The organism is Curtobacterium sp. MCPF17_018, assembly GCF_003234135.1.
In the GTDB taxonomy this organism is placed as follows: Bacteria; Actinomycetota; Actinomycetes; order Actinomycetales; family Microbacteriaceae; genus Curtobacterium; species Curtobacterium flaccumfaciens.
Genome location: NZ_QKSJ01000021.1, coordinates 1 through 19,398 on the forward strand (window position 1 = coordinate 1; position 19,398 = coordinate 19,398).

17 protein-coding genes and 1 pseudogene are annotated in these 19,398 nt (G+C 71.2%); 8 read left to right on the forward strand and 10 right to left on the reverse strand.

The genetic code is table 11. From position 1 onward, the window contains the following. Positions 1-216: pseudogene (locus tag DEJ27_RS17870) on the forward strand (hypothetical protein); the annotation flags it as partial. Positions 217-339: 123 nt separating this feature from the next. Then, a complete protein-coding gene (locus tag DEJ27_RS16680) occupies positions 340-2,763 on the forward strand; it encodes an excinuclease ABC subunit UvrA (RefSeq protein WP_111091483.1) in 2,424 nt (807 codons plus the stop codon). A gap of 64 nt (positions 2,764-2,827) precedes the next feature. On the opposite strand, the gene DEJ27_RS17875 is transcribed toward DEJ27_RS16680, so the two are convergent. From DEJ27_RS17875 to DEJ27_RS16690, 3 genes are all read right to left on the reverse strand, one after another. Next, positions 2,828-2,983 (reverse strand): hypothetical protein, encoded by a 156-nt coding sequence (locus DEJ27_RS17875; protein ID WP_181419963.1) that lies wholly within the window; start codon positions 2,981-2,983, stop codon positions 2,828-2,830. Between the two features lie 215 nt (positions 2,984-3,198). Beyond that, positions 3,199-3,906, reverse strand: a complete 708-nt coding sequence (gene mtnN / locus DEJ27_RS16685; RefSeq protein WP_110858911.1) for a 5'-methylthioadenosine/S-adenosylhomocysteine nucleosidase — start codon at positions 3,904-3,906, stop codon at positions 3,199-3,201. Positions 3,907-3,963: 57 nt separating this feature from the next. Continuing rightward, positions 3,964-4,884: a serine hydrolase gene (locus tag DEJ27_RS16690; RefSeq protein ID WP_110858910.1), complete on the reverse strand. Its 921-nt coding sequence runs from the start codon at positions 4,882-4,884 to the stop codon at positions 3,964-3,966. A gap of 65 nt (positions 4,885-4,949) precedes the next feature. On the opposite strand from DEJ27_RS16690, the gene DEJ27_RS16695 reads away from it, so the two are divergent. After that, positions 4,950-5,282: a hypothetical protein gene (locus DEJ27_RS16695; RefSeq protein ID WP_110858909.1), complete on the forward strand. Its 333-nt coding sequence runs from the start codon at positions 4,950-4,952 to the stop codon at positions 5,280-5,282. A gap of 144 nt (positions 5,283-5,426) precedes the next feature. On the opposite strand, the gene DEJ27_RS16700 is transcribed toward DEJ27_RS16695, so the two are convergent. Both DEJ27_RS16700 and DEJ27_RS16705 read right to left on the reverse strand, forming a co-directional pair. Further along, the gene (locus tag DEJ27_RS16700) at positions 5,427-6,431 is read right to left on the reverse strand and encodes a hypothetical protein (protein WP_111091484.1); all 1,005 of its coding nucleotides are present in this window, start codon (positions 6,429-6,431) and stop codon (positions 5,427-5,429) included. Positions 6,432-6,439: 8 nt separating this feature from the next. Continuing rightward, the gene (locus DEJ27_RS16705; protein ID WP_111091485.1) at positions 6,440-8,221 is read right to left on the reverse strand and encodes a molybdopterin-dependent oxidoreductase; all 1,782 of its coding nucleotides are present in this window, start codon (positions 8,219-8,221) and stop codon (positions 6,440-6,442) included. Positions 8,222-8,412: 191 nt separating this feature from the next. Between DEJ27_RS16705 and bsh the strand changes: the two genes are divergently transcribed. Next, positions 8,413-9,384, forward strand: a complete 972-nt coding sequence (bsh, locus tag DEJ27_RS16710; RefSeq protein WP_111091486.1) for a choloylglycine hydrolase — start codon at positions 8,413-8,415, stop codon at positions 9,382-9,384. A 49-nt stretch (positions 9,385-9,433) separates the two neighbouring features. On the opposite strand, the gene DEJ27_RS16715 is transcribed toward bsh, so the two are convergent. Together DEJ27_RS16715 and DEJ27_RS16720 are read right to left on the reverse strand one after the other, a co-directional pair. Continuing rightward, positions 9,434-9,727, reverse strand: a complete 294-nt coding sequence (locus DEJ27_RS16715; protein ID WP_111091487.1) for a hypothetical protein — start codon at positions 9,725-9,727, stop codon at positions 9,434-9,436. Between the two features lie 154 nt (positions 9,728-9,881). Then, a complete protein-coding gene (locus tag DEJ27_RS16720; protein ID WP_110858904.1) occupies positions 9,882-10,484 on the reverse strand; it encodes a TetR/AcrR family transcriptional regulator in 603 nt (200 codons plus the stop codon). A gap of 154 nt (positions 10,485-10,638) precedes the next feature. Between DEJ27_RS16720 and DEJ27_RS16725 the strand changes: the two genes are divergently transcribed. The 4 genes from DEJ27_RS16725 to DEJ27_RS16740 all read left to right on the forward strand — a co-directional run bounded on the left by DEJ27_RS16725 (position 10,639) and on the right by DEJ27_RS16740 (position 14,577). Then, entirely contained in the window at positions 10,639-11,589 is a 951-nt protein-coding gene (locus DEJ27_RS16725; protein ID WP_111091488.1) for a chlorophyllase, read from the forward strand. Continuing rightward, positions 11,586-12,563 carry an SDR family NAD(P)-dependent oxidoreductase gene (locus tag DEJ27_RS16730; protein ID WP_110858902.1) on the forward strand — a complete coding sequence of 326 codons (978 nt, stop codon included), beginning with the start codon at positions 11,586-11,588 and terminating at the stop codon, positions 12,561-12,563. Before DEJ27_RS16725 ends, DEJ27_RS16730 begins: the two co-directional genes overlap by 4 nt. A gap of 61 nt (positions 12,564-12,624) precedes the next feature. Then, positions 12,625-13,080, forward strand: a complete 456-nt coding sequence (locus tag DEJ27_RS16735) for a GNAT family N-acetyltransferase (protein ID WP_258369779.1) — start codon at positions 12,625-12,627, stop codon at positions 13,078-13,080. 30 nt (positions 13,081-13,110) lie between these two features. Further along, the gene (locus DEJ27_RS16740; RefSeq protein WP_111091489.1) at positions 13,111-14,577 is read left to right on the forward strand and encodes an SDR family oxidoreductase; all 1,467 of its coding nucleotides are present in this window, start codon (positions 13,111-13,113) and stop codon (positions 14,575-14,577) included. A 229-nt stretch (positions 14,578-14,806) separates the two neighbouring features. Here the strand turns inward: DEJ27_RS16740 and DEJ27_RS16745 are convergent, their stop codons facing one another. The 3 genes from DEJ27_RS16745 to DEJ27_RS16755 form a co-directional block, all read right to left on the reverse strand. Further along, positions 14,807-15,643, reverse strand: a complete 837-nt coding sequence (locus DEJ27_RS16745) for an alpha/beta fold hydrolase (RefSeq protein ID WP_110858899.1) — start codon at positions 15,641-15,643, stop codon at positions 14,807-14,809. A gap of 46 nt (positions 15,644-15,689) precedes the next feature. Further along, positions 15,690-16,406 (reverse strand): alpha/beta fold hydrolase, encoded by a 717-nt coding sequence (locus DEJ27_RS16750; protein WP_111091490.1) that lies wholly within the window; start codon positions 16,404-16,406, stop codon positions 15,690-15,692. Positions 16,407-16,565: 159 nt separating this feature from the next. After that, positions 16,566-19,343, reverse strand: a complete 2,778-nt coding sequence (locus DEJ27_RS16755; protein ID WP_111091491.1) for a LuxR family transcriptional regulator — start codon at positions 19,341-19,343, stop codon at positions 16,566-16,568. Positions 19,344-19,398: the final 55 nt, after the last annotated feature.

Here is a 19,398-nt window from a genome sequence, read left to right on the forward strand (position 1 = left end):
AACGGCAAGGTCGCCGCGGCCAACGCGTTCCTGTTCGAGCTGCACGGCGGCTCGCTCAAGCCCCTCCAGCTCGAGGGCGACAACGCCATCCTGACCGGCACCACCGTCCACGTCAGCGAAGACGCCGCCGGCCTGCTGAACAAGACCTTCGGCACCGACGCTGTCAAGCGCGGCCTCCTCGTCGGCACCGCCACCATCACCGCACAGATCAAGTAACACCTGCCGCAACACCGCTCGACACGAAGAGTCGCTCCGCCGATCAGGGCGGAGCGGCTCTTCGTCGTTCGCGGTTCCGCACCGGTACTGCTTCTCCCAGTGGCCGAGCCTACGATCGAGCGAATGCCCGCTCCTCGCTCGACCCCCACCGACGACCGACCCGGGCCGGACGACTTCATCCGCGTCCGAGGCGCCCGCGAGAACAACCTGCGCGACGTCGACGTGGACATCCCCCGCGACCGGATCGTCGCGTTCACCGGCGTCTCCGGCTCCGGCAAGTCCTCGCTCGCCTTCGGCACCGTCTTCGCCGAGGCCCAGCGCCGGTTCCTCGAGTCCGTCGCGCCGTACGCGCGGCGGCTGATCGCGCAGGGGTCCACCCCGCACGTCGACTCGATCACCGGACTGCCGCCCGCCGTCGCCCTGCAGCAGCGCCGCGGCGCCCCGAGCTCCCGTTCCACCGTCGGCACCATGACCACGCTGTCGAACTCGATGCGCATGCTCTACTCGCGTGCCGGCACCTACCCGTCCGGCGCCGACCGGCTCGAGTCGGACTCCTTCTCGCCGAACACCGTCGCCGGCGCCTGCCCCCGGTGCCACGGCATCGGGACCGCGCACGAGGTCACCGAGGCATCGGCCGTGCACGATCCGTCGCTGAGCATCCGCGACGGCGCGATCACCGCCTGGCCCGGCGCGTGGCAGGGCAAGAACCTGCGCGACGTCACCGCCGTGCTCGGCTACGACATCGACCGCCCGTGGCGCGAGCTGTCGCGCAAGGACCGCGACTGGCTGCTCTTCACCGAGGAACAGCCCGTCGTGCAGGTGCAGCCGAAGCGCGACCGCGTGGCCAAGCCCTACAAGGGCCGGTTCTGGAGCGCCCGACAGTTCGTGCTGCACACCCTCGCCGACTCGCAGAGCGAGACCCAGCGCAAGAAGGTGCTGCAGTTCGTCGAGTCCGGCCCGTGCGGGCTGTGCGGCGGCACCGGTCTGACCCGAGCCGCCCTCGCCGTCACGATCGGCGGCCACTCGATCGCCGAGCTGAACGCCCTGCCGTTGACCGGCCTGGCCGACGTCCTGCGCCCGATCGCGGCGATCACCGACGCGGCAGCGGCGACGTCGCGAGCATCGTCCGGCGAGCACACCGAGGTCGCCGTGGCGATCTCCCGCGACCTGCTCACCCGCGTCGAGGTCCTGGTCGGGCTGGGTCTCGGCTACCTCGCGCTCGACCGCGCCACCCCGACGCTCTCCCCCGGTGAGAGCCAGCGGCTGCGGATCGCGACGCAGCTGCGCTCCGGCCTGTTCGGCGTCGTCTACGTGCTCGACGAACCGAGCGCCGGGCTGCACCCCGCCGATGCCGAGTCCCTCGTCGACGTCCTCGACGACCTGCGCGCCGGCGGCAACAGCGTCTTCGTCGTCGAGCACGACATGAGCATCGTGCGGCGAGCCGACTGGATCGTCGACGTCGGCCCCCGCGCGGGCACCGGCGGCGGCACCGTCCTGTACAGCGGCCCGGTCGCCGGCCTGGCCGAGGTCGAGGCCTCGGTCACCCGGCGCTTCCTGGAGCCCCGGCAGCCGACCGCCGACCGCGCCGTCCGGACCCCGATCGGCACGCTCGAACTCCGCGACCTCACCCTGCACAACCTGCGTGGGCTCGACGTCGACCTGCCGCTCGGCGTGCTCACCGCGGTCACCGGGGTCAGCGGCTCCGGCAAGTCGTCGCTCGTCGGTGGCGTGCTGCCCGGCGTCGCGACGTCGCACCCGCTCATCGACCGCGTCGTGCAGGTCGACCAGAAGCCGATCGGCCGGACACCCCGCTCGAACCTCGCCACCTACACCGGCCTGTTCGACGCGGTCCGGGCCGCCTTCGCCCAGACCGACGACACGAAGGCCCGGGGCTGGACCGCCGGACGGTTCTCGTTCAACGTCGCCGGCGGACGGTGCGAGGTCTGCCAGGGCGAGGGGTCGGTGTCCGTCGAACTCCTCTTCCTGCCGGGCAGCTGGGCTCCGTGCCCCGAGTGCCACGGCTCCCGCTACACGGCCGAGACGCTCGAGGTCCGCTGGAACGGGGCGTCCATCGCCGACGTCCTCGGCATGACCGTCGACGAAGCGGCGCCGTTCCTGGCGTCCCTGCCCGCGGCCGGGCGGGGACTCGAGACCCTCCGCGAGGTCGGCCTCGGCTACCTGCGGCTCGGTCAGCCCGCCCCGGAGCTGTCCGGCGGCGAGGCGCAGCGCATCAAGCTCGCGACCGAGCTGCAGCGCGCGCGGACCGGCCACACCCTGTACCTGCTCGACGAGCCCACCACCGGCCTGCACCCGGCCGACGTCGAGCTGCTGACCGCCCAGCTCGCCCGTCTGACCGACGCCGGCAACACCGTCGTCGTGGTCGAGCACGCGATGGACGTCGTCGCGAGCGCCGACCACGTCATCGACATGGGTCCCTCGGGCGGTGACGACGGCGGTCGGATCGTCGCCGCCGGTAGGCCCGCCGACGTCGCCGCCTCGACGACCAGCCGGACCGCGCCCTACCTGCGAGACCAGCTCGGAGGCTGAGCGCCACGAACGCAGAAGTGCCCGCCAGGATCACTCCTGACGGGCACTTCGTGGCTGCCGCTGGTTACCGCTGGACCGCTTCCGGGGCGTCGTCGCGGAAGAAGTCGCTGCCACTGTGCGTGTAGCCGACCTCACCCGTCCGGCGCCACTGCTTGCGGACGCGCTTGAAGGTGGTGATGCGTGCAGGTTCGACGTTGTCGTCGCTCGTGTAGGCGCTCATGGCTGATCTCCCTGTGTGATTGGCCGTGGTTCCTTGGCCCCCCGTAATGGAGGCTAGCGAGAGGCTCCGTGCCGGGTTCGCGAATCGTCCCGGAACGTCCGTGGAACGCAATTCCGGCTCGCGCGTGACCAAGCAGGGACGGACGGGAGGCCCGGATCACCGCCGCCGGACCGGCGGCGGCGAGTCGCGCCTCCAAGCCGGTGCACGGGGCGGACTCAGGAACGCAGGCCGAGCACCAGGTCGTGGACCACGCGCGCTGCGCGCGCCGCGGCGTCGTCCAGGTGCTCGCGGAACTCGGCGCCGTCCGGCGCGCAGAGGTCGCTGATGCACCGGACCGAGACGAACGGCATGTCGTGCACGTGGGCGAACTGCGCGATCGCGGCCGACTCCATGTCGACCGCGGCCACGTCGGGGAACGCGACCCGGAGCGCACGAGCGCGGCCCTCGGTGACGAAGACCTCGCTCGAGCCGATCGTCGCCGACCGCAGGGGCCACGCGATGTCGGCCCCCATCGCGAGCTCGACGAGCCGGGCGTCCGGCGCGTAGCCGGTCGGCATACCGGGCACCTGGCCCAGGGCGTAGCCGAACGCCGTGGCGTCGGCGTTGAGGTTGACGTACCGGTCGCCGACCACGACGTCACCGATCGCGATGCCGTGCATGAGGCCACCGGCGGTCCCGACGCTGATGACCGGGATGCCCGGGCCGAAGTCGTGGAAGCCGTGGGCGACGGCGGCCGTGGCGTTCGTGAAGCCGATGCCGCTGCGGCGCACGACGACCGTGGCGCCGCCGATGTCGAGCAGCTGGTGCGGGTCGTGCCCACCGACGGGGCCGTCGAGGACGGGGACACCGCCGAAGAGGTCGGCGAAGGCCGAGACCTCTTCGCTCATGGCCGCGATGATGATCGCGACGGGTTGCTGCTGCACTGATCGATCCTCCCACGCCGGGCGCGCGCGGACGTGCAGGCCGGGTCGTCGCAGGTGCTACCGGCGGGGGTCCTGGCGGGCCAGCTCGTCGGCGACGAAGGCGGCGAGCGCGTCGGCGCCGAAGTGGTCGTCGGCGGTGATGGTGACGACGGTGCCGGTGTCGTCGTCGCCCTCGGTCTCGTCGAACAGCAGCATCTGACCGTACGCACCGTGCAGCCGCCAGAGTCGACCGGGGCCACCCCACCCGGCCATCGCGTACCGCTCGTAGCCGATGCCGGTGCCCTCGCGCTCCACCCACTCGGAGTGCATCGCGTCGCACCACGGTGCACTGACGATCCGCTGTCCGTCGACGACCCCGCCGTCGCGGATCAGGCGTCCGACGCGAGCGAGTTCCTCGGTGCGGAGCGACAGCCCCTCGCCCGCGGCGACGAACCCGTTCGGGCAGCGTTGCCACGCGACACCCTGGATGCCGAGCGGCGCGAACAACCGGTCCGCGACGAACGCGCCGACGTCGCCGATCCGGGTCTCGAGCACGCGCATGGCGGCGTAGGTGCTGGCGTTGGCGTACTGGAACACCCGGCCGCGGGACGGTCGCCGCAGGAACTCCGCCGCCAGGTCCGGCCAGTCCGTCAGCTCGGTCGCCGACCACGGCATGTCGATGCCACTCGTCATGGTGAGCAGGTGCCGGAGGGTGACGTGCTTCACGCCGTCGCCGAGCGCGAGGCCGGGCACGTACCGAGCGATCGGCTCGTCGACGTCGACCAGGCCGTCGTCGGCGGCGATACCCGTGGCCAGGACGCAGACGCCCTTGGCGGCGGAGTGGACCTCGCGTCGGACGTCGGGGGTCCAGTGGTGCTCGGCGACGTCGTCGGTACCGACCGCACCGGTCCGTGTCCGCACGTGGACGCCGTGCGCGTCGAAGCCGGTGGCGTCGACCTGACGCACGACGGCGTCGAGGATGCTCGCTGCGGTGTGCACGCCCCATCTTCTCGCGGTGGGGCGCCTGCGGGGACGGGCAGTCGCCACCGCGTACCGTCCGGCTCGTGTCCGACGAACAGCCCCGCCGCCCCGATCCCTACCGCGTCGGCGACCAGCCCGCACTCCGGACGGCGTCCGGCTCGAACTGGCTCGTGTGGGGAGCCGTCACGGCCGTGATCGTCGCCGCGGTGATGGTCCTCATGGCGATCCGTGCGCCAGCGATCGGCTGGCCGGCACTGGTGCTCGTGGTCGTGCTGTTCGCGGTGATGGTCGTGGTCCGCGCCGCCGTGCGGCCGCAACGCACGCGGCTCGTCACGCTGGCCGTGCTCGACCTCGGCATCGTGGTCGTCGGGCTGGTGGCGACCCTCGCGGTGCTGTACTCGACGCCAGCAGCCTGAGCCGATCCGGAGACGCGACCGGAGGACGCGGGAGACGCGACCCGGTGACGGACGGGAGGCCCGGTACCAGCTGGCACCGGGCCTCCCGTCCGACGTTCGGTCACGACCTCCGCCGTTCCTCGTCTCGTGGTGACGGGTGCGTCCTCACCCGCCACCGCGTGCGTCGCCCGGTCGGTCCCGGTCCGGCTGCAGTGCTCGGACCACGGCGACGACGGCGAGCGCTGCGACGACGGCCCAGGCGGCGACGGCGACCCAGCGGCTCGCGCTCCCGACCGTCACGAGGACGCCGAGGCCGGTCGTCCGCCCGAAGACCGTGCTGGCGGTCGAGTACATCCCGAGCGGGAAGACGATGCTCCAGAGGGCAGTGACGTACCGCACCGGCAGGCGGAGCACGATGACCTGCCGGATGCCGATGCCGACCAGGAACGGCAGGCACCACGTTCCCCAGGCCCACAGGACGAAGGACGCCCCGCCGACGAAGTGCGCCGCGGCCGGCAGACCGTTCTCGAGCAGGCGAGCGCCGGCGAGCGTCGTGATCGCCGTCGCGCCGGAGACGACCCACGCGGTGGGGGCGACCACGAGGGGTCCTCCGCGCGAGCCGACCATGCGGACGAGGACCACGGCGGCGAGCAGCAGGTACAGCACGAGGCCGACGCCCCAGAGCGCGAGCGCGACGACGTCGAAGTGCAACGTCGAGGTGGTGATCGCGAGCGATTCGGTCCCGACCACCCAGAGGAACCACGCACCGTCGGCGTGCGCGCTCAGCGGCCGCGCGCCGGTCCGGAGGAACAGCCACGGGAGGAGTCCGTAGGTGAGGAGCAGCCAGAGCGGCCCGCCGACCACGAGCGCCACGACCGGAGCAGCGCCGACGCCGAGCGTGGCACCCAGGGTCCCGCAGACGCCGACGGCCGCGAGCAGGGTCCACCACCCGAAGGCGGCATCCGGGTCGACGAGCGTGCCGGTGAACCAGGACGGCTGGTGGACGCCCTGGCGGACCAGGAGGACGACGACCCCGACCAGCAGGGCCGTGGCGACGGTGAACGCGACGACGCCGACGGGACGCAGCCCGGTGGTGGCACAAGCCGTGCCGACGATCCCGGTCGCCATCACCGCAGCAGCGGCGTTCGTGAGGAGGACGGTCCAACGCATCGGCGAGGTCAGATCGGCTGCCGGTACCCGAAGAACTCGTGGTCGTTGTTGTACCCACCGAGCCCACTCCCGACGTCCTCGAACCGCTCGACGAACTCGATGCCCTGCAGCCACTTGACCATCTTGAACCCGAGCTGCAGTTCGTTCCGGAGGCGCAGGGGCGCCCCGTGCGCGAAGTTCAGCCGCTCGCCGTTCATGTCGTACGCGAGCATGACCATCTCCGAGCGCATCTGCTCGATGTCCTGCGCGTCGTAGTACAGGCCTCCGTCGGCCCCTTCAGCGAAGGAGTAGAAGACCACCCACCGTGCCTTCGGGTCGGGACGGACCAGGTCGAGGATCGCCGACATGGGGACGCCGCCCCACTTGGCGACCCCCGACCACCCCTGGATGCAGAAGTGCTGCGTGATCTGTTCGCGGTGCTCCAGACGGTGCAGGTCGTCGAGCGAGAGGGACGCCGGTTCCTCGACGAGCCCGCCGACCGCGAGCCGGTAGTCCCGGAACTCGTCCGACTGCAGGGCGCGGTACTCCTCGCTGTCCGGCGTCCGTCCGTTCGGCCAGAAGAACGGTGAGATGTCGTCCTCGCTGTAGGCCCCCGGCTTCGCGTCGACGTGCTCGAACCACCGTTGGACCGGCCCGAACAACGCCAAGCCGAACCGACGGACGGCTCTCGGGAACCGGTACGTGAACGGCGAACCGCCGACCCACACGACGGCGAGGACGACGGTGGTGGCGAGGAACACCCAGAAGCCCGTCCACGCTTGCGTGTCGTTCCCCGCGTACATGTGGTTGAGGTTCCGCAACGCGCCGGTCATCAGGACCATGCTCACGTGGACCGTGACGAAGGCGACGTACCAGCAGAGGACCAGGAAGTGCAGGGACCGGGCGAACTGGATGCTGAAGACGCGGCTGATCCTCCGGAAGCGCGTGGACAGGGCCGGTGACATCCCGAGCCCCGTCAGGAGTGCGAGCGGGGCGGCGATGAAGACCGTGACGAAGTACGAGAGCAACTGCAGCGCGTTGTAGTTCACCCACCCGTCCTCGACCGGCCAGGAGAGTGAGAGGTACCTGATCGCCGTCGTCAGCGCGTTCGGGAACACGTCCCAGCTGGTCGGGACGATCCGGGCCCACTGTCCGGTGACGACGAGCAGGACGACGAACACGACGCCGTTGACCAGCCAGAGCACGTCGAAACCGAAGTGCCACCAACGAGCCAGCCCGATCGAGTGCCGTCTGCCCGGGAGTCCGACCTGGTCGGGAAGCGTGATCGAATCGCCCTTCGCGGTGTAGTCCGGGTCGTCCGGAACAGGTCGCTGGAAGCGCAGCCACTCGTGGCCCGGCGTCGAGTGTCGGGTCCAGTACAGGCGGGGATGGTCGGCCAGGATGCTCAGTCCTGCTCGCATGATCGAGAACATGAACAGCGCGTTGAGCCAGTGCTGCCACTGGAGCCAGGCGGGGAAGCCCTCCGGTGTGCCGGCCGGCAGACGCGACTCGCCGGGGTAGGTCCGCATGAAGTCCCGGACGGCCGGCACGTCGACGATCTCCCGTGCGACCGCGATGCCGACGACGAGCGCTGCGGCAGCGAGCGGTACCAGCCACAGCAGGTTGAACCACTGGTCACGCCCGAGTCGGAGTCGCGGCGCCACGCCGTACTGCGCCGGCAGGCCGCCGGCCCAGTCCGCGCCGACCCGGTCGTGTCGTCGGTCGTCGAGCTGTGCGCGGAAGCGCGGCGACACCTCCGCCAACTGCTCTGCACGCTGTTGCCGCGAAGATCGTCCCTGAGCCCCACTCATGGGCGGACCATACGCTCAGGAGCGGCCGGCGTCCAGGACGAAGGTCCCGTCACGGTGGGCCGGCGGTGCTCGGTGCTCGTCAGGGTCGTTCGCCTCTGTCGTCCGCCTGTGTCGCTCGCCACTATGAGGGACCAACCTGGTCCTGCGCGACCGACACCGCGCCGCGCGGTCCACACGAGAAAGGACTCGACATGTGCACTGCCATCAGGTTCTCGGACGAGAGCGGTCACCTCTTCCTGGCGCGCAACCTCGACTGGTCGACCGGGTACGGCGAGCAGGTGGTCGTCACCCCGACCGGCTTCGTTCCGCGCTCACCGTTCGGCGCCGTCGCCGGCATCCCGCACGCGGTCATCGGCATGGGGATCGTGGAGGACGACACGCCCCTCTACTTCGACTGCGGCAACGACGCCGGGGTCGCTGTCGCCGGCCTCAACTTCCCCGGGTACGCCCACTACCCCACAGGACCCGTCGAGGGTGCGACGAACGTCGCAGCGTTCGAGTTCCCGTTGTGGGTCGCTTCCCGGTTCGCCGACGTCGACGCGGTGGAGGCAGCGCTCGCAGACGTCGTCATCGTCGACCGGCCGATCAACGACGAGTACCCGAGTGCCTTCCTGCACTGGATCATCGGCGACCGCGACCGTGCGATCGTCGTGGAGCAGACCGAGGACGGCCTGCACGTGTTCGACGACGACGTGGACGTCCTCACGAACCAGCCCGGGTTCGCGTGGCACCACGAGAACCTGCGCAACTACCTCAACACCTCGCCCGAGGTCCCGGACGAGCGCGTGCTCGGCCGAGCCCACCTGGTGCCGTTCGGTGCGGGTGCGTCGATGCGTGGGATCCCCGGGGACTACTCGTCGCCGTCGCGGTTCGTGCGCGCGGCGTACGTCCACGGGCACCACCCGGTCAAGGCGGACGAAGCAGAGAACATCAGCCGCGCGTTCCACACCCTCCAGCAGGTGGCGATGGTGGACGGCAGCGCGGAGATGCAGTCGGGTGACTACGAGAAGACCATCTACACCGGACTGTTCTCGTCCCGTTCCACGAGCTACTCGTGGAACTCCTACGACGACATGACGATCCGGACCGCGAGGCTCGCTGACCATGCACCGAGCGGAACCGAACTGGTGGTCGTCGGCTCCGGGCGGGCGTCGTCGGTCTGACACCTGCCGGGGAGGAGCCGCAGCGTGAACCCTGCACGTCCGCGGGCGGTCAGCGCCGGATGAGCACCCCGGCGACGAGTCGGAGCAGCAGGGCGACCACGCCGACCGCCGCGATCGCGACCGAAACGATCGTCGCGATCAGCAGCCGCACGTCGACGGGCACCGCGGTCTCGTCGGCCGGAGGGATGGACGCGTTCACGACGAACACGCACACCGCGGCGATCAGGAACAGCACCCCGATGATCGTCACGGCCCGCAGCGCTGCCGGCACCGGTTCGTGGTCACCCGGCCGAGCCGGACGAGCCCTGGCCCCCTCGGTCTCCCAGTCCGCCAGTTCCGTCATGGTGGTCCCCCTTCGTCGGGACGATCGTAGGGGGCGGACCGCTCCGGCGCCGCTGGTGCGGCCCGAGACGGTCGTGACGCCGGACGGGAGGCGCGTCACTGGCCCGCACCGCGCCTCCAGTCCGGTGCCGGTCGTGACCAGTGCGCGTGACCGGCTACGCGCTGTCGGTCACCGTCGGCTGCGCCTGCCGCAGCCCGGTGACCAGGAGGGTCACGATCGTCCGGACGTTGTAGTCGGGGTCCTGGGGACTCCACGCCACCAGGTCGCCGACGGCCCGGAGCAGCTGGTAGGGCGGGGTCGGTGCGGCCACCTCGCCGGACGCCCGCGCGGCGTCGAGCAGCCGACCGAGCACGGGCACGAGCTCGTCGACGAACAGCGTGTGCAGCGCCGTGAAGCCGTCGGCGTCGCCCTCCCAGACACGCGCCAGGCCGTGCTTGGTGCTGAGGAAGTCGACGAACTGGTGCACCCAGTGCAGCAGGGCGGCGAACGGTGTCGGCTCGGAGTCGAGCAGCGCCGGCCCCGCGTCGACCAGGGCCTCGATCTGGTGCCGGTAGACGGCGACGACCAGGTCCGAACGGGTCGGGAAGTGCCGGTAGAGCGTGCCCACCCCGACACCGGCGGCGGCGGCGACCTCGCGCACGGGTGCGCCGACGCCCGAGGCCGTGAAGACCGCGGCAGCGGCGTCGAGGATCGTGCGCTCGTTGCGCTCGACGTCGCGACGGCGACGCGGCACGGGGTCGGTCGACGGGGTGCTCATGCGTCGATCATCGCACGACGCAGACGGAATGCGGAACAACGCTCCGCTTCCTCTTGCAATCCGGATCGTTGTTCCGTATCGTTCCGGAACGTCGCTCCGTTTCGGACGACGATCGCTCCGACCACGGGCGACACCGCATCCCGGAAAGGCCCACATGGCACCCACAGCACCTCGACCGCAGGTCATCAGCGTGCGCCCCGTCACGCTTCCCGCACCCTCGCGCGGTCAGGACCTCGAGGTCCGGATCACCGCACCGACGACCGGCACGGACCTGCCCGTCATCGTCTTCGCCCACGGCTTCGGCCAGTCCATGACCGGTGGCGACCCCCTGGTCGACCACTGGACCGCGAACGGCTTCGTCGTCGTCCAGCCGACGTTCCTCGACGCGAAGGCCTACGGGCTGACGCTCGAGGACCCGCGCTACCCGACCATCTGGCAGACGCGCGTCGACGACCTCGAGCGGGTGCTCGACGAGCTCGACCAGATCATCGACGCGGTCCCCGGCCTGAGCGGGCGCGTCGACACCGCGCGCATCGCCGCGGTCGGACACTCGTGGGGCGGACAGTCCGTGGGCATGCTGCTCGGGGCCCGCGTCCTGGACGCCAACGGGCGGCCGGGCGAGGACCGCACCGACCACCGCGTGCGCGCCGGGGTCCTGCTGTCCACCACCGGGATCGCGCGCGGCGACCTCGCGCCGTTCGCGCAGGAGCACTTCGCGTTCATGAGCCCCGACTTCAGCCGGCTGCACACCCCGTCACTGGTCGTCGCCGGCGACCACGACCAGTCTCAGCTCTCGACGCGAGGCCCGGACTGGTTCACCGACGTCTACCACCTGAGCCCCGGCGCGCGGCATCTGGTGACACTCCACGGCGGCGAGCACCTGCTCGGCGGGATCCAGGACTACGAGTCGACCGCCACCACGGACGAGAGCCCCGAGCGTGTGGACCTCGTCCGCCACACCACGACGGCGTTCCTCCGGACCGAGCTCGGCCTCGACCCCGACGCGTGGTCGGCGATCACCGACGCCGTCGGCCCTGACACCGCCGACGCGGCCGGCCCTGCTGCCGCCGTCGGCCACATCGAATCGAAGGAGCACCACTCGTGATCACCGACCAGCACCCCCTGCCCAGCGGCTTCACTGCCGCGTCCACCGCCGCCGACGTCCTGGACGGCGTCGACCTGACCGGCCGGAACGTCGTCGTGACCGGCGGACACAGCCGCCTCGGCCGTGAGACCAGCCGCGCCCTCGCGGCGGCCGGCGCCGACGTCACCGTCGCCTCACGTGACGTCAACCGGGCATCCGCAGCAGTCGCCGACATCCCGGGCATCCACGTCGAGGCCCTCGACCTCACCGACCCGTCGTCGGTCGATGCCTTCGCCGCGCGCTGGTCGGCCTCCGGCCGCCCGCTGCACATGCTCGTGAACAGTGCCGCGATGCTCTTCACCCCGGACCGCCGACTCGACGGCCGCGGCAACGAACTGGCGTTCTCGACGACACACCTCGGGCACTTCCAGCTCACGCGGGCGCTCCTGCCCGCCCTCCTGGAGGCCCGTGGTGCGCGGGTCCTGACCGTCACCTCCGGTGCGGCGCGGTTCGGGCAGATCCGGTGGGACGACCTGACGTTCGCGCACGGGTACGACCCGGTCACCGCGTACGGCCAGTCGAAGCGCGCCAACGTCCTGTTCACGGTGGAGCTCGACCGGCGGTACGCCGACCAGGGCATCCGAGCCTTCGCCGCGCACCCGGGCGTCATCATCGGACCCGGCCCGCACGACCAAACGGTGCTCGCGTCGTACCGCGAGCAGGGACTGGTCGACGACCACGGGGTGACCGTCATCGACCCCGAGGTCGGCAAGAAGACCGTCGAGCAGGGCGCAGCGACGCTCGTGTTCGGTGCCGCGAGCCCGCTGCTCGACGGCGTCGGCGGGGTCTACCTGAAGGACAGCGACGTCGCCGTGATCGACGACCGGGTCCTGCCCCTCACCGCGGACCGCATCCCGTCGGACGCGAACTCGGCGATGCTCGACGCCGACGATGCCCGGCGACTGTGGGAGGTCAGCGAGGGACTCCTGGCCTGATCGCCGTCGGCCGGGGGCCTCGTCTGCCCACTGTTCTCGTCGTCCTCGCTACTGTGTGACGGTGCTGACCGTGCAGATCGAGAGCCCCCGGCAAGACGACGTCCTGCACCTGCTGCAGCAGGGTGACGACTACGGACTGAGCCTCTACGCGGCCGAGAACTACCACGCCCTCGACGTCGACGACCTGGACCAGCCCGACGTCACGTTCCTGGTGGCGCGTGAGGACGGCACCGCCCTCGGCACGGTGGCGCTCGTCGACGCCGGCGACGGCACCGGCGAGGTCAAGCGCATGTTCGTGAGCGACGCCGCGCGTGGGCTCGGCGTGGGGACGCGGCTGCTCGACGCCCTGCACGACCGGGCCCGCGCGATCGGCATCGGGACCGTCCGGCTCGAGACCGGCCTGCCGCAGGCCGCGGCGATCGCGCTGTACCGGAAGGCCGGGTACGCGGACATCCCCCGGTTCGGCCCGTACGTCGACGACCCGACGAGCGTGTGCATGGAGCAGCAGCTCGTCTGATCGGTGCTCGGTCCCGACGTAGGATCGCGTGTGAGCTCCGAGCACCCCGAACCCAGCGGCATCGACCCCGACGACCTGAGCGTCGCGCTCCGGGTGCTCGAGCAGCTGACCGAGATCGACGAGACGCATCCGGACTTCATCCGGGTCCGCCGGGCCACCGCGAAGATGTTCAAGGCCGTCAAGCGTGCGCACCGTCTCGAGAAGCGCAGCGTCATCGCCGAGGCCGACCGCCGTGTGATCGCCGCCACCGCCACCGGGGCCGCCGACCGGATCGACGACGAGACCCGCGGCGTCCTGATCAGCGCCTCGACCGCGTCGACCACCGCGGGCACCCTGCTGAAGTCACGGCCCTGCTACATGTGCAAGCAGCACTACACGGTCGTCGACGCGTTCTACCACCAGCTCTGCCCGGCGTGCGCACGCATGAGCCACGCGAAGCGCGACGCCCGGACGGACCTGACCGGCAAGCGGGCGCTGCTCACCGGCGGTCGCGCGAAGATCGGCATGTACATCGCCCTCCGGCTGCTGCGCGACGGGGCCCACACCACCATCACCACGCGGTTCCCCCGCGACGCGGTGCGCCGGTTCGCGAGCCTGCCCGACTCCGCCGACTGGATGGACCGTCTGAAGGTCGTCGGCATCGACCTGCGCGACCCCGCCCAGGTGATCGGGCTCGCCGAGGACGTCGCCGCGTCCGGCCCCCTCGACATCCTGATCAACAACGCCACGCAGACCGTGCGCCGGTCGACCGGGGCCTACCAGCCGCTGGTCGACGCGGAACTCGCGCCGCTGCCCGACGGACCACTGCCAGAACTCGTGACGTTCGGACACACGAACGACCAGCACCCGCTGGCGCTCGCCCGTTCAGTTGCCGCGCACCCGATCCTCGCGGCCGCCGCAGCCCGAGCCGACGAGCTGACCGAACAGGCGATGGCGCCGGGGTCAAGCTCGCTCGAACGACTCGCCCTGGGCACCGCGATCGACGCCGGTGGCCTGGTCCCCGACCTGCACGACGAGAACTCGTGGACCCAGCAGGTCGACGAGGTCGACCCGCTCGAGATGCTCGAGGTCCAGCTGGCCAACACCACGGCGCCGTTCATCCTCATCTCGAAGCTCCGCCCCGCCATGGCCGCGAGCACGGGACGCCGCACCTACGTGGTGAACGTCAGCGCCATGGAAGGTGTGTTCGGCCGCGCCTACAAGGGGCCGGGTCACCCGCACACGAACATGGCGAAGGCCGCCGTGAACATGCTCACCCGCACGAGCGCGCAGGAGATGTTCGAGACCGACAACATCCTGATGACGAGCGTCGACACCGGCTGGATCACCGACGAACGGCCGCACCCCACGAAGGTCCGGCTCGCCGAAGAGGGCTTCCACGCGCCGCTCGACCTGGTCGACGGGGCAGCCCGCGTCTACGACCCGATCGTCCGGGGCGAAGCCGGCGACGACCTGTTCGGGGTCTTCCTGAAGGACTACGCGCCCAGTTCGTGGTGACGAGGCGCTCACCGGACCGGTTCCGTCAGTGCTTCGACGGGGTCGTGTCCTGCGGCAGGACCGCGGCGAAGCGCACCAGGAAGTCGCGCACCACCGTCAGGGGTGACGACCCGGCGGTCGGTGCTCTCACGGCTGCGCACGATGACCGGAGGCGCGGTGCACGTGGGTCGACAGACCCGCGTGCACCGCGCCTCCGGTCAGGATCGCCGCGAACGCAGCGTCAGCGGGATCAGCCGCGGATGAACGCGAGGATGTCGGGGTTGATGACGTCCGCGTGGGTCGTCAGCATGCCGTGCGGGTAGCCCTCGTAGATCTTCAAGGTCGAGTCGCTCAGGAGTTCGGCCTGCTTCAGGGCGGCGTCCTGGTACGGCACGACCTGGTCGTCGTCACCCTGCAGGACGAGGACGGGCACGGTGATGGCTCGCAGGTCGTCGGTCTGGTCCGTCTCCGAGAACGCCTTGATGCCCTCGTAGTGCGCGACGGCGCTGCCGGTCATGCCCTGACGCCACCAGTTCGCGATGACCGGCTCCGACGGCGTCACGCCGTCACGGTTGAAGCCGTAGAACGGGCCGGACGCGACGGCCTGGAAGAACTCAGCACGGTTCGCAGCGAGTGCCTGTCGGAACCCGTCGAAGACCGAGATGTCGGTGCCCTCGGGGTTCGCGTCGGTCTTCACCATCAGCGGCGGGACGGCGGACACGAGGACCGCCTTCGCGACCCGGCCCTGGGGCTGGCCGTACTGGGCGACGTAGCGAGCGACCTGGCCGCCGCCGGTGGAGTGGCCGATGTGGACGGCGTCGTGCAGGTCGAGGTGCTCGACGACCGCGGACACGTCGCTCGCGTAGTGGTCCATGTCGTGGCCGGTGCCGATCTGCGACGAGCGGCCGTGACCGCGTCGGTCGGTCGCGATGACGCGGAAGCCCTCGGCCAGGAAGAACAGCATCTGCGCGTCCCAGTCGTCCGAGGACAGCGGCCAGCCGTGGTGGAAGACGATCGGCTGCGCGTCGGCGTTGCCCCAGTCCTTGAAGTAGATCTCTGCACCGTCGTCGGTGGTCACGTAACCCATGGTTGCTCTCCTGTGCTGTTCTGCGGTTGTGGTGGTCGGTGGGTGGTCAGCCGAGTTCGGCGACGGCGTCGGTGATGAACGCCGCGACCTCGGTGGGGTGCGTCTGCATCACCAGGTGCGGTCCGTCGATCTCGATCACCTTGCGAACGCCGGCGCGCTGGTAGCCGAAGCGCTCGACGTCCGGGTTGATGGTGTGGTCGGCGCTGGAGACGATGCCCCAGGACGGCTTGGTCCTCCACGCCGCGACGGATGCGGGCTCACCGAACGCGACGGCGGACAGCGGACGCTGCGAGACCGCGAGGACCTCGGCCTTCTCGAGGTCGAGGCCACCCGCGAAGACGGCGGGGAAGGCGTCGATGGCCACGGAGACGTCGGTGCCGGGCTCGGCGCCGTCGACGGGGTAGGGCGCGTACACCAGGTTCGCGGCGAGGTCGCTGTCGGGGAAGCCGCCCTGCAGGGCGCCGAGGCTCTCGCCCTCCTCGAGGGCGTACGCGGCGACGAAGACGAGGCCGACGACGTTCTCGGCGACGCCGGCGACGGTGAGGATCGCGCCGCCGTAGGAGTGCCCGACGAGCAGGACCGGTCCGTCGATCTGCTCGACGAAGGACTTGATGTAGGCCGCGTCGCCGGACAGGCTGCGGTTGAACACGGGTGGGACGAGGACCTTGTGACCCTGGTCGAGGAGGAGCTTCGTGACGGGCGCCCAGCTGCCGGCACCGGCGAAGGCTCCGTGGACGAGGACGACGGTGGGGGATCCGGTCACGGTGCGGTCCTTCCTGGTCCGTAGCCGCTGCCACGAACCCGCGTCGGTGTGGAAGCGGTGCTCCCGTCCGAGACGCTAGGTCCAGGGACCGGTGGTGCACATCGGTCGTCATGACCGAGGTGCGCGGTCGGGTGACTTAGTCGGTCGTGGGCCGGGGTGTCAGTCGGTCGCCGGCTGGTCGTGCGCCGCTGTCGCTGTCGTCGCTGTCGTCGCTGTCGTCGCTGTCGTCGTCTCGGGGGCGAGGACCGACGGCAGCTGCTGCCGAGTCGAGACGCCGAGCTTCCGGAACGCCGCGTACAGGTGCGCACCCACCGTCCGGGGCGAGACGAAGAGGTGTTCACCGATGGCCCGGTTGCTCATCCCCTGGGCCGCGAGCGTGCAGACCCGGAGCTCCTGCGGGGTGAGCAGCTCGATGCGGCGCTGACCGGTCGTCGGCAGCCGCTCGCCCGTGGCACGGATGGCCTCCCGGGTCCGCTCTTCCCAGGTCGGGGCGGGCATCGCCTCGAACAGGTCCAGGGCGGCGTGCAGGACGGCGCGGGCGGTGGTGGTGCGGTTCGTGCGACGCAGGCGGCGACCGAGTCGCAGGAACGCTCGGGCCTGCAGGTACGGGATCGGCCAACGCTCGTGCTGCAGGGTCGCCCACGCCGCCTCGAGGCCGTCGTCGTCGATCAGGGCGGTCCGGGCGTACTCGACGGCGGCCTGCACCATCGGGGCGTGCCAGCGCGCGTGGAGCCGCTCGAGGTCCGCCAACCGCTGGTCGGCGTCCGGTCGGTTGCCGGACTCCAGCGCGGCGTCGACGTAGTCGTGGGAGGTCAGGACGGCGAAGGACGGGTTGAATGCGTCGTCGTCGGGGTCGAACAGGCGACGGAGGGGTTCGAGCGCATCCGCTGCTCGGCCCGAGTGCAGGTGCGCCAACCCCGTCGCGCCGAGGAGCGTTGCGCGCATCGCACTCGAGCGGAGTACCTGCGCGCCCGCCTCGGTCCCGCCGGCGATCCGTTCGGCGTCGGGGTACCTGCCCTCGAGCGCGTCGAACCACGCGAGCGCGCACCGCGCCGCTGCGGAGAAGCCGGCGTCACCCAGGTCACGGCCGAGCGACGCGGCCTGTTCCGCGAGGACTCGCGCCCTGGCGACGTCCCCGGCCAGGTAGGTGGTCATCGAGGTCCCCATGAGCGCCTGTGGGAACGTCCGCAGCTCACCACGCGCCTGCATGCTCGCGAGGGCACGGTCGAGCAGGACGCGAGCCGTGTCGATCTCGCCCACCAGGTTCAGCGCGTACCCCAGGAGCCAGGCCGACTCTTCGTCCTGAGCCGTCGGTGCCGCCGCCAGCGCGAGTTCTCGGACACGATCGCCCCGCGCCACCGGCTCGGTCCGTGCGGCGAGCAGGAGCGACCGCGGGTCGTCCTCGGGCAGCGCGAGGGCTTCGACGACGACGAGCATCGGGTCGCCCGGGTCCGCCTCGGAGGTGTGGTCCCAGGCGATCGCGGCCAGGTGCAGCAGCGCGTCGGTGGCCTGCTCGACCCCACCGGCCGCCTGCATCTCGGAGACGGCGCGGAGCACCGGTCCGAGGTCACCGACGGCCAGGCCGGTCCGACCGGTGGGCAGGGTCTCGGCGCCCCACGCAGCGCGTGCTGCGAGCAGCCGACCGGGCGCCTCGTCGCGTGCTCGCTGCACCAGGAGTGACGCTTCCGAGATCCTGCCGGACAGTCCGGCGAGTTCCGCCGCGACGATGCGCCGCTCCACGCGTCTGGACACGTCGGAGGTCAGTTCGGCCGCACGCTCGTAGGCCCGGCTCGCGACGAACGGGTCGGACATCGCCGTCCGTCCGTCGCCGATCGCGGCTATCTCGTCTGCGAGGGACTCGTCGTGACCGGTGGCGAGTTCGGCGCGCCACCAGGTCGTCCGGGACGGATCGTCCTGGTGTTCGATCACGAGCGACCGCAGGACGGCGGTGCGCTCCGTCGGGGACGCAGCCGACAGGACGGCCGACTGCACGAGCGGGTGTCGGAACCGGATCGCACGCGGAGGGACCCACTCGAGGAGCGAGGACGCCGATGCCTGCTCCGTCCACGTCGGTGCCGGGAAGCGCCCGATCGCGCGTGCGGCAACCCGCGCTGCCTCCTCGGCACTGGTGCTGCCGGACAGCGCCACGGCGAGGATGGCCAACCTGACCGACTGGTCCAGCTCCATGTACCGGGCGGTGAACTCCTGCTCGACCCGGCCCACGACAGGACGTTCCCGAGTGCGGTCCACCGCCGCGACCGGCCGCCCGAGTTCGTGCAGCGCCAACGGGTTGCCCTCGGCGCGGATCACGAGGTCACGTCGAGCCTGACCCGTGGGCGCTCCGGAGATCCCGTCGAGCAGTTCACCGGCAGCCGATTCGTCGAGCGGACCGAGGTGCAGACGTCGGATGCCCGGGGTCTCCACCATGTCGGTGTTCCGCGTCGTCATGACGATGACGACCGGGTCCTCGCCGACACGGCGGGCCATCATGCGCAGCGCCCACTCGGACGGCGCATCCATCCAGTGCAGGTCCTCGGCGACGACCACGAGTGGACGTTCGCTGGCGGCGTCGGAGAGCAGCGTCAACGCGGCGAGGCCGGCGAGCAGCGGCGAGGGCTGGACTCCCGTCGCGACGCCGAAGGCGACGTCCAGCGCGCGTCGCTGCGGTGCAGGCAGGTTCGCGATGCCGCCGCGCAGCGGGTACAGGAGCATGTGGAGCGCGGCGTACGGCTCAGCTGACTCGGCCAGGGTGCCGGTGGTCGTGATCGCTCGCACGCCATGGGTGTTCGCGTACTCGAGCAGATCGGTGACCAGCGATGACTTGCCGATTCCCGCTTCGCCGTCGACCACGAACGCAGAACCACCACGAACGACGTCGCGGACGGCATCTCGGAGGGCCGCGCTCTCCCGCTGACGCCCGATGACGGGCCGCACCATCGTCACCCCGTCAGTATGGCAGCGGTGCTGCCGATGCAGGGTCTGCGTCCTGTGG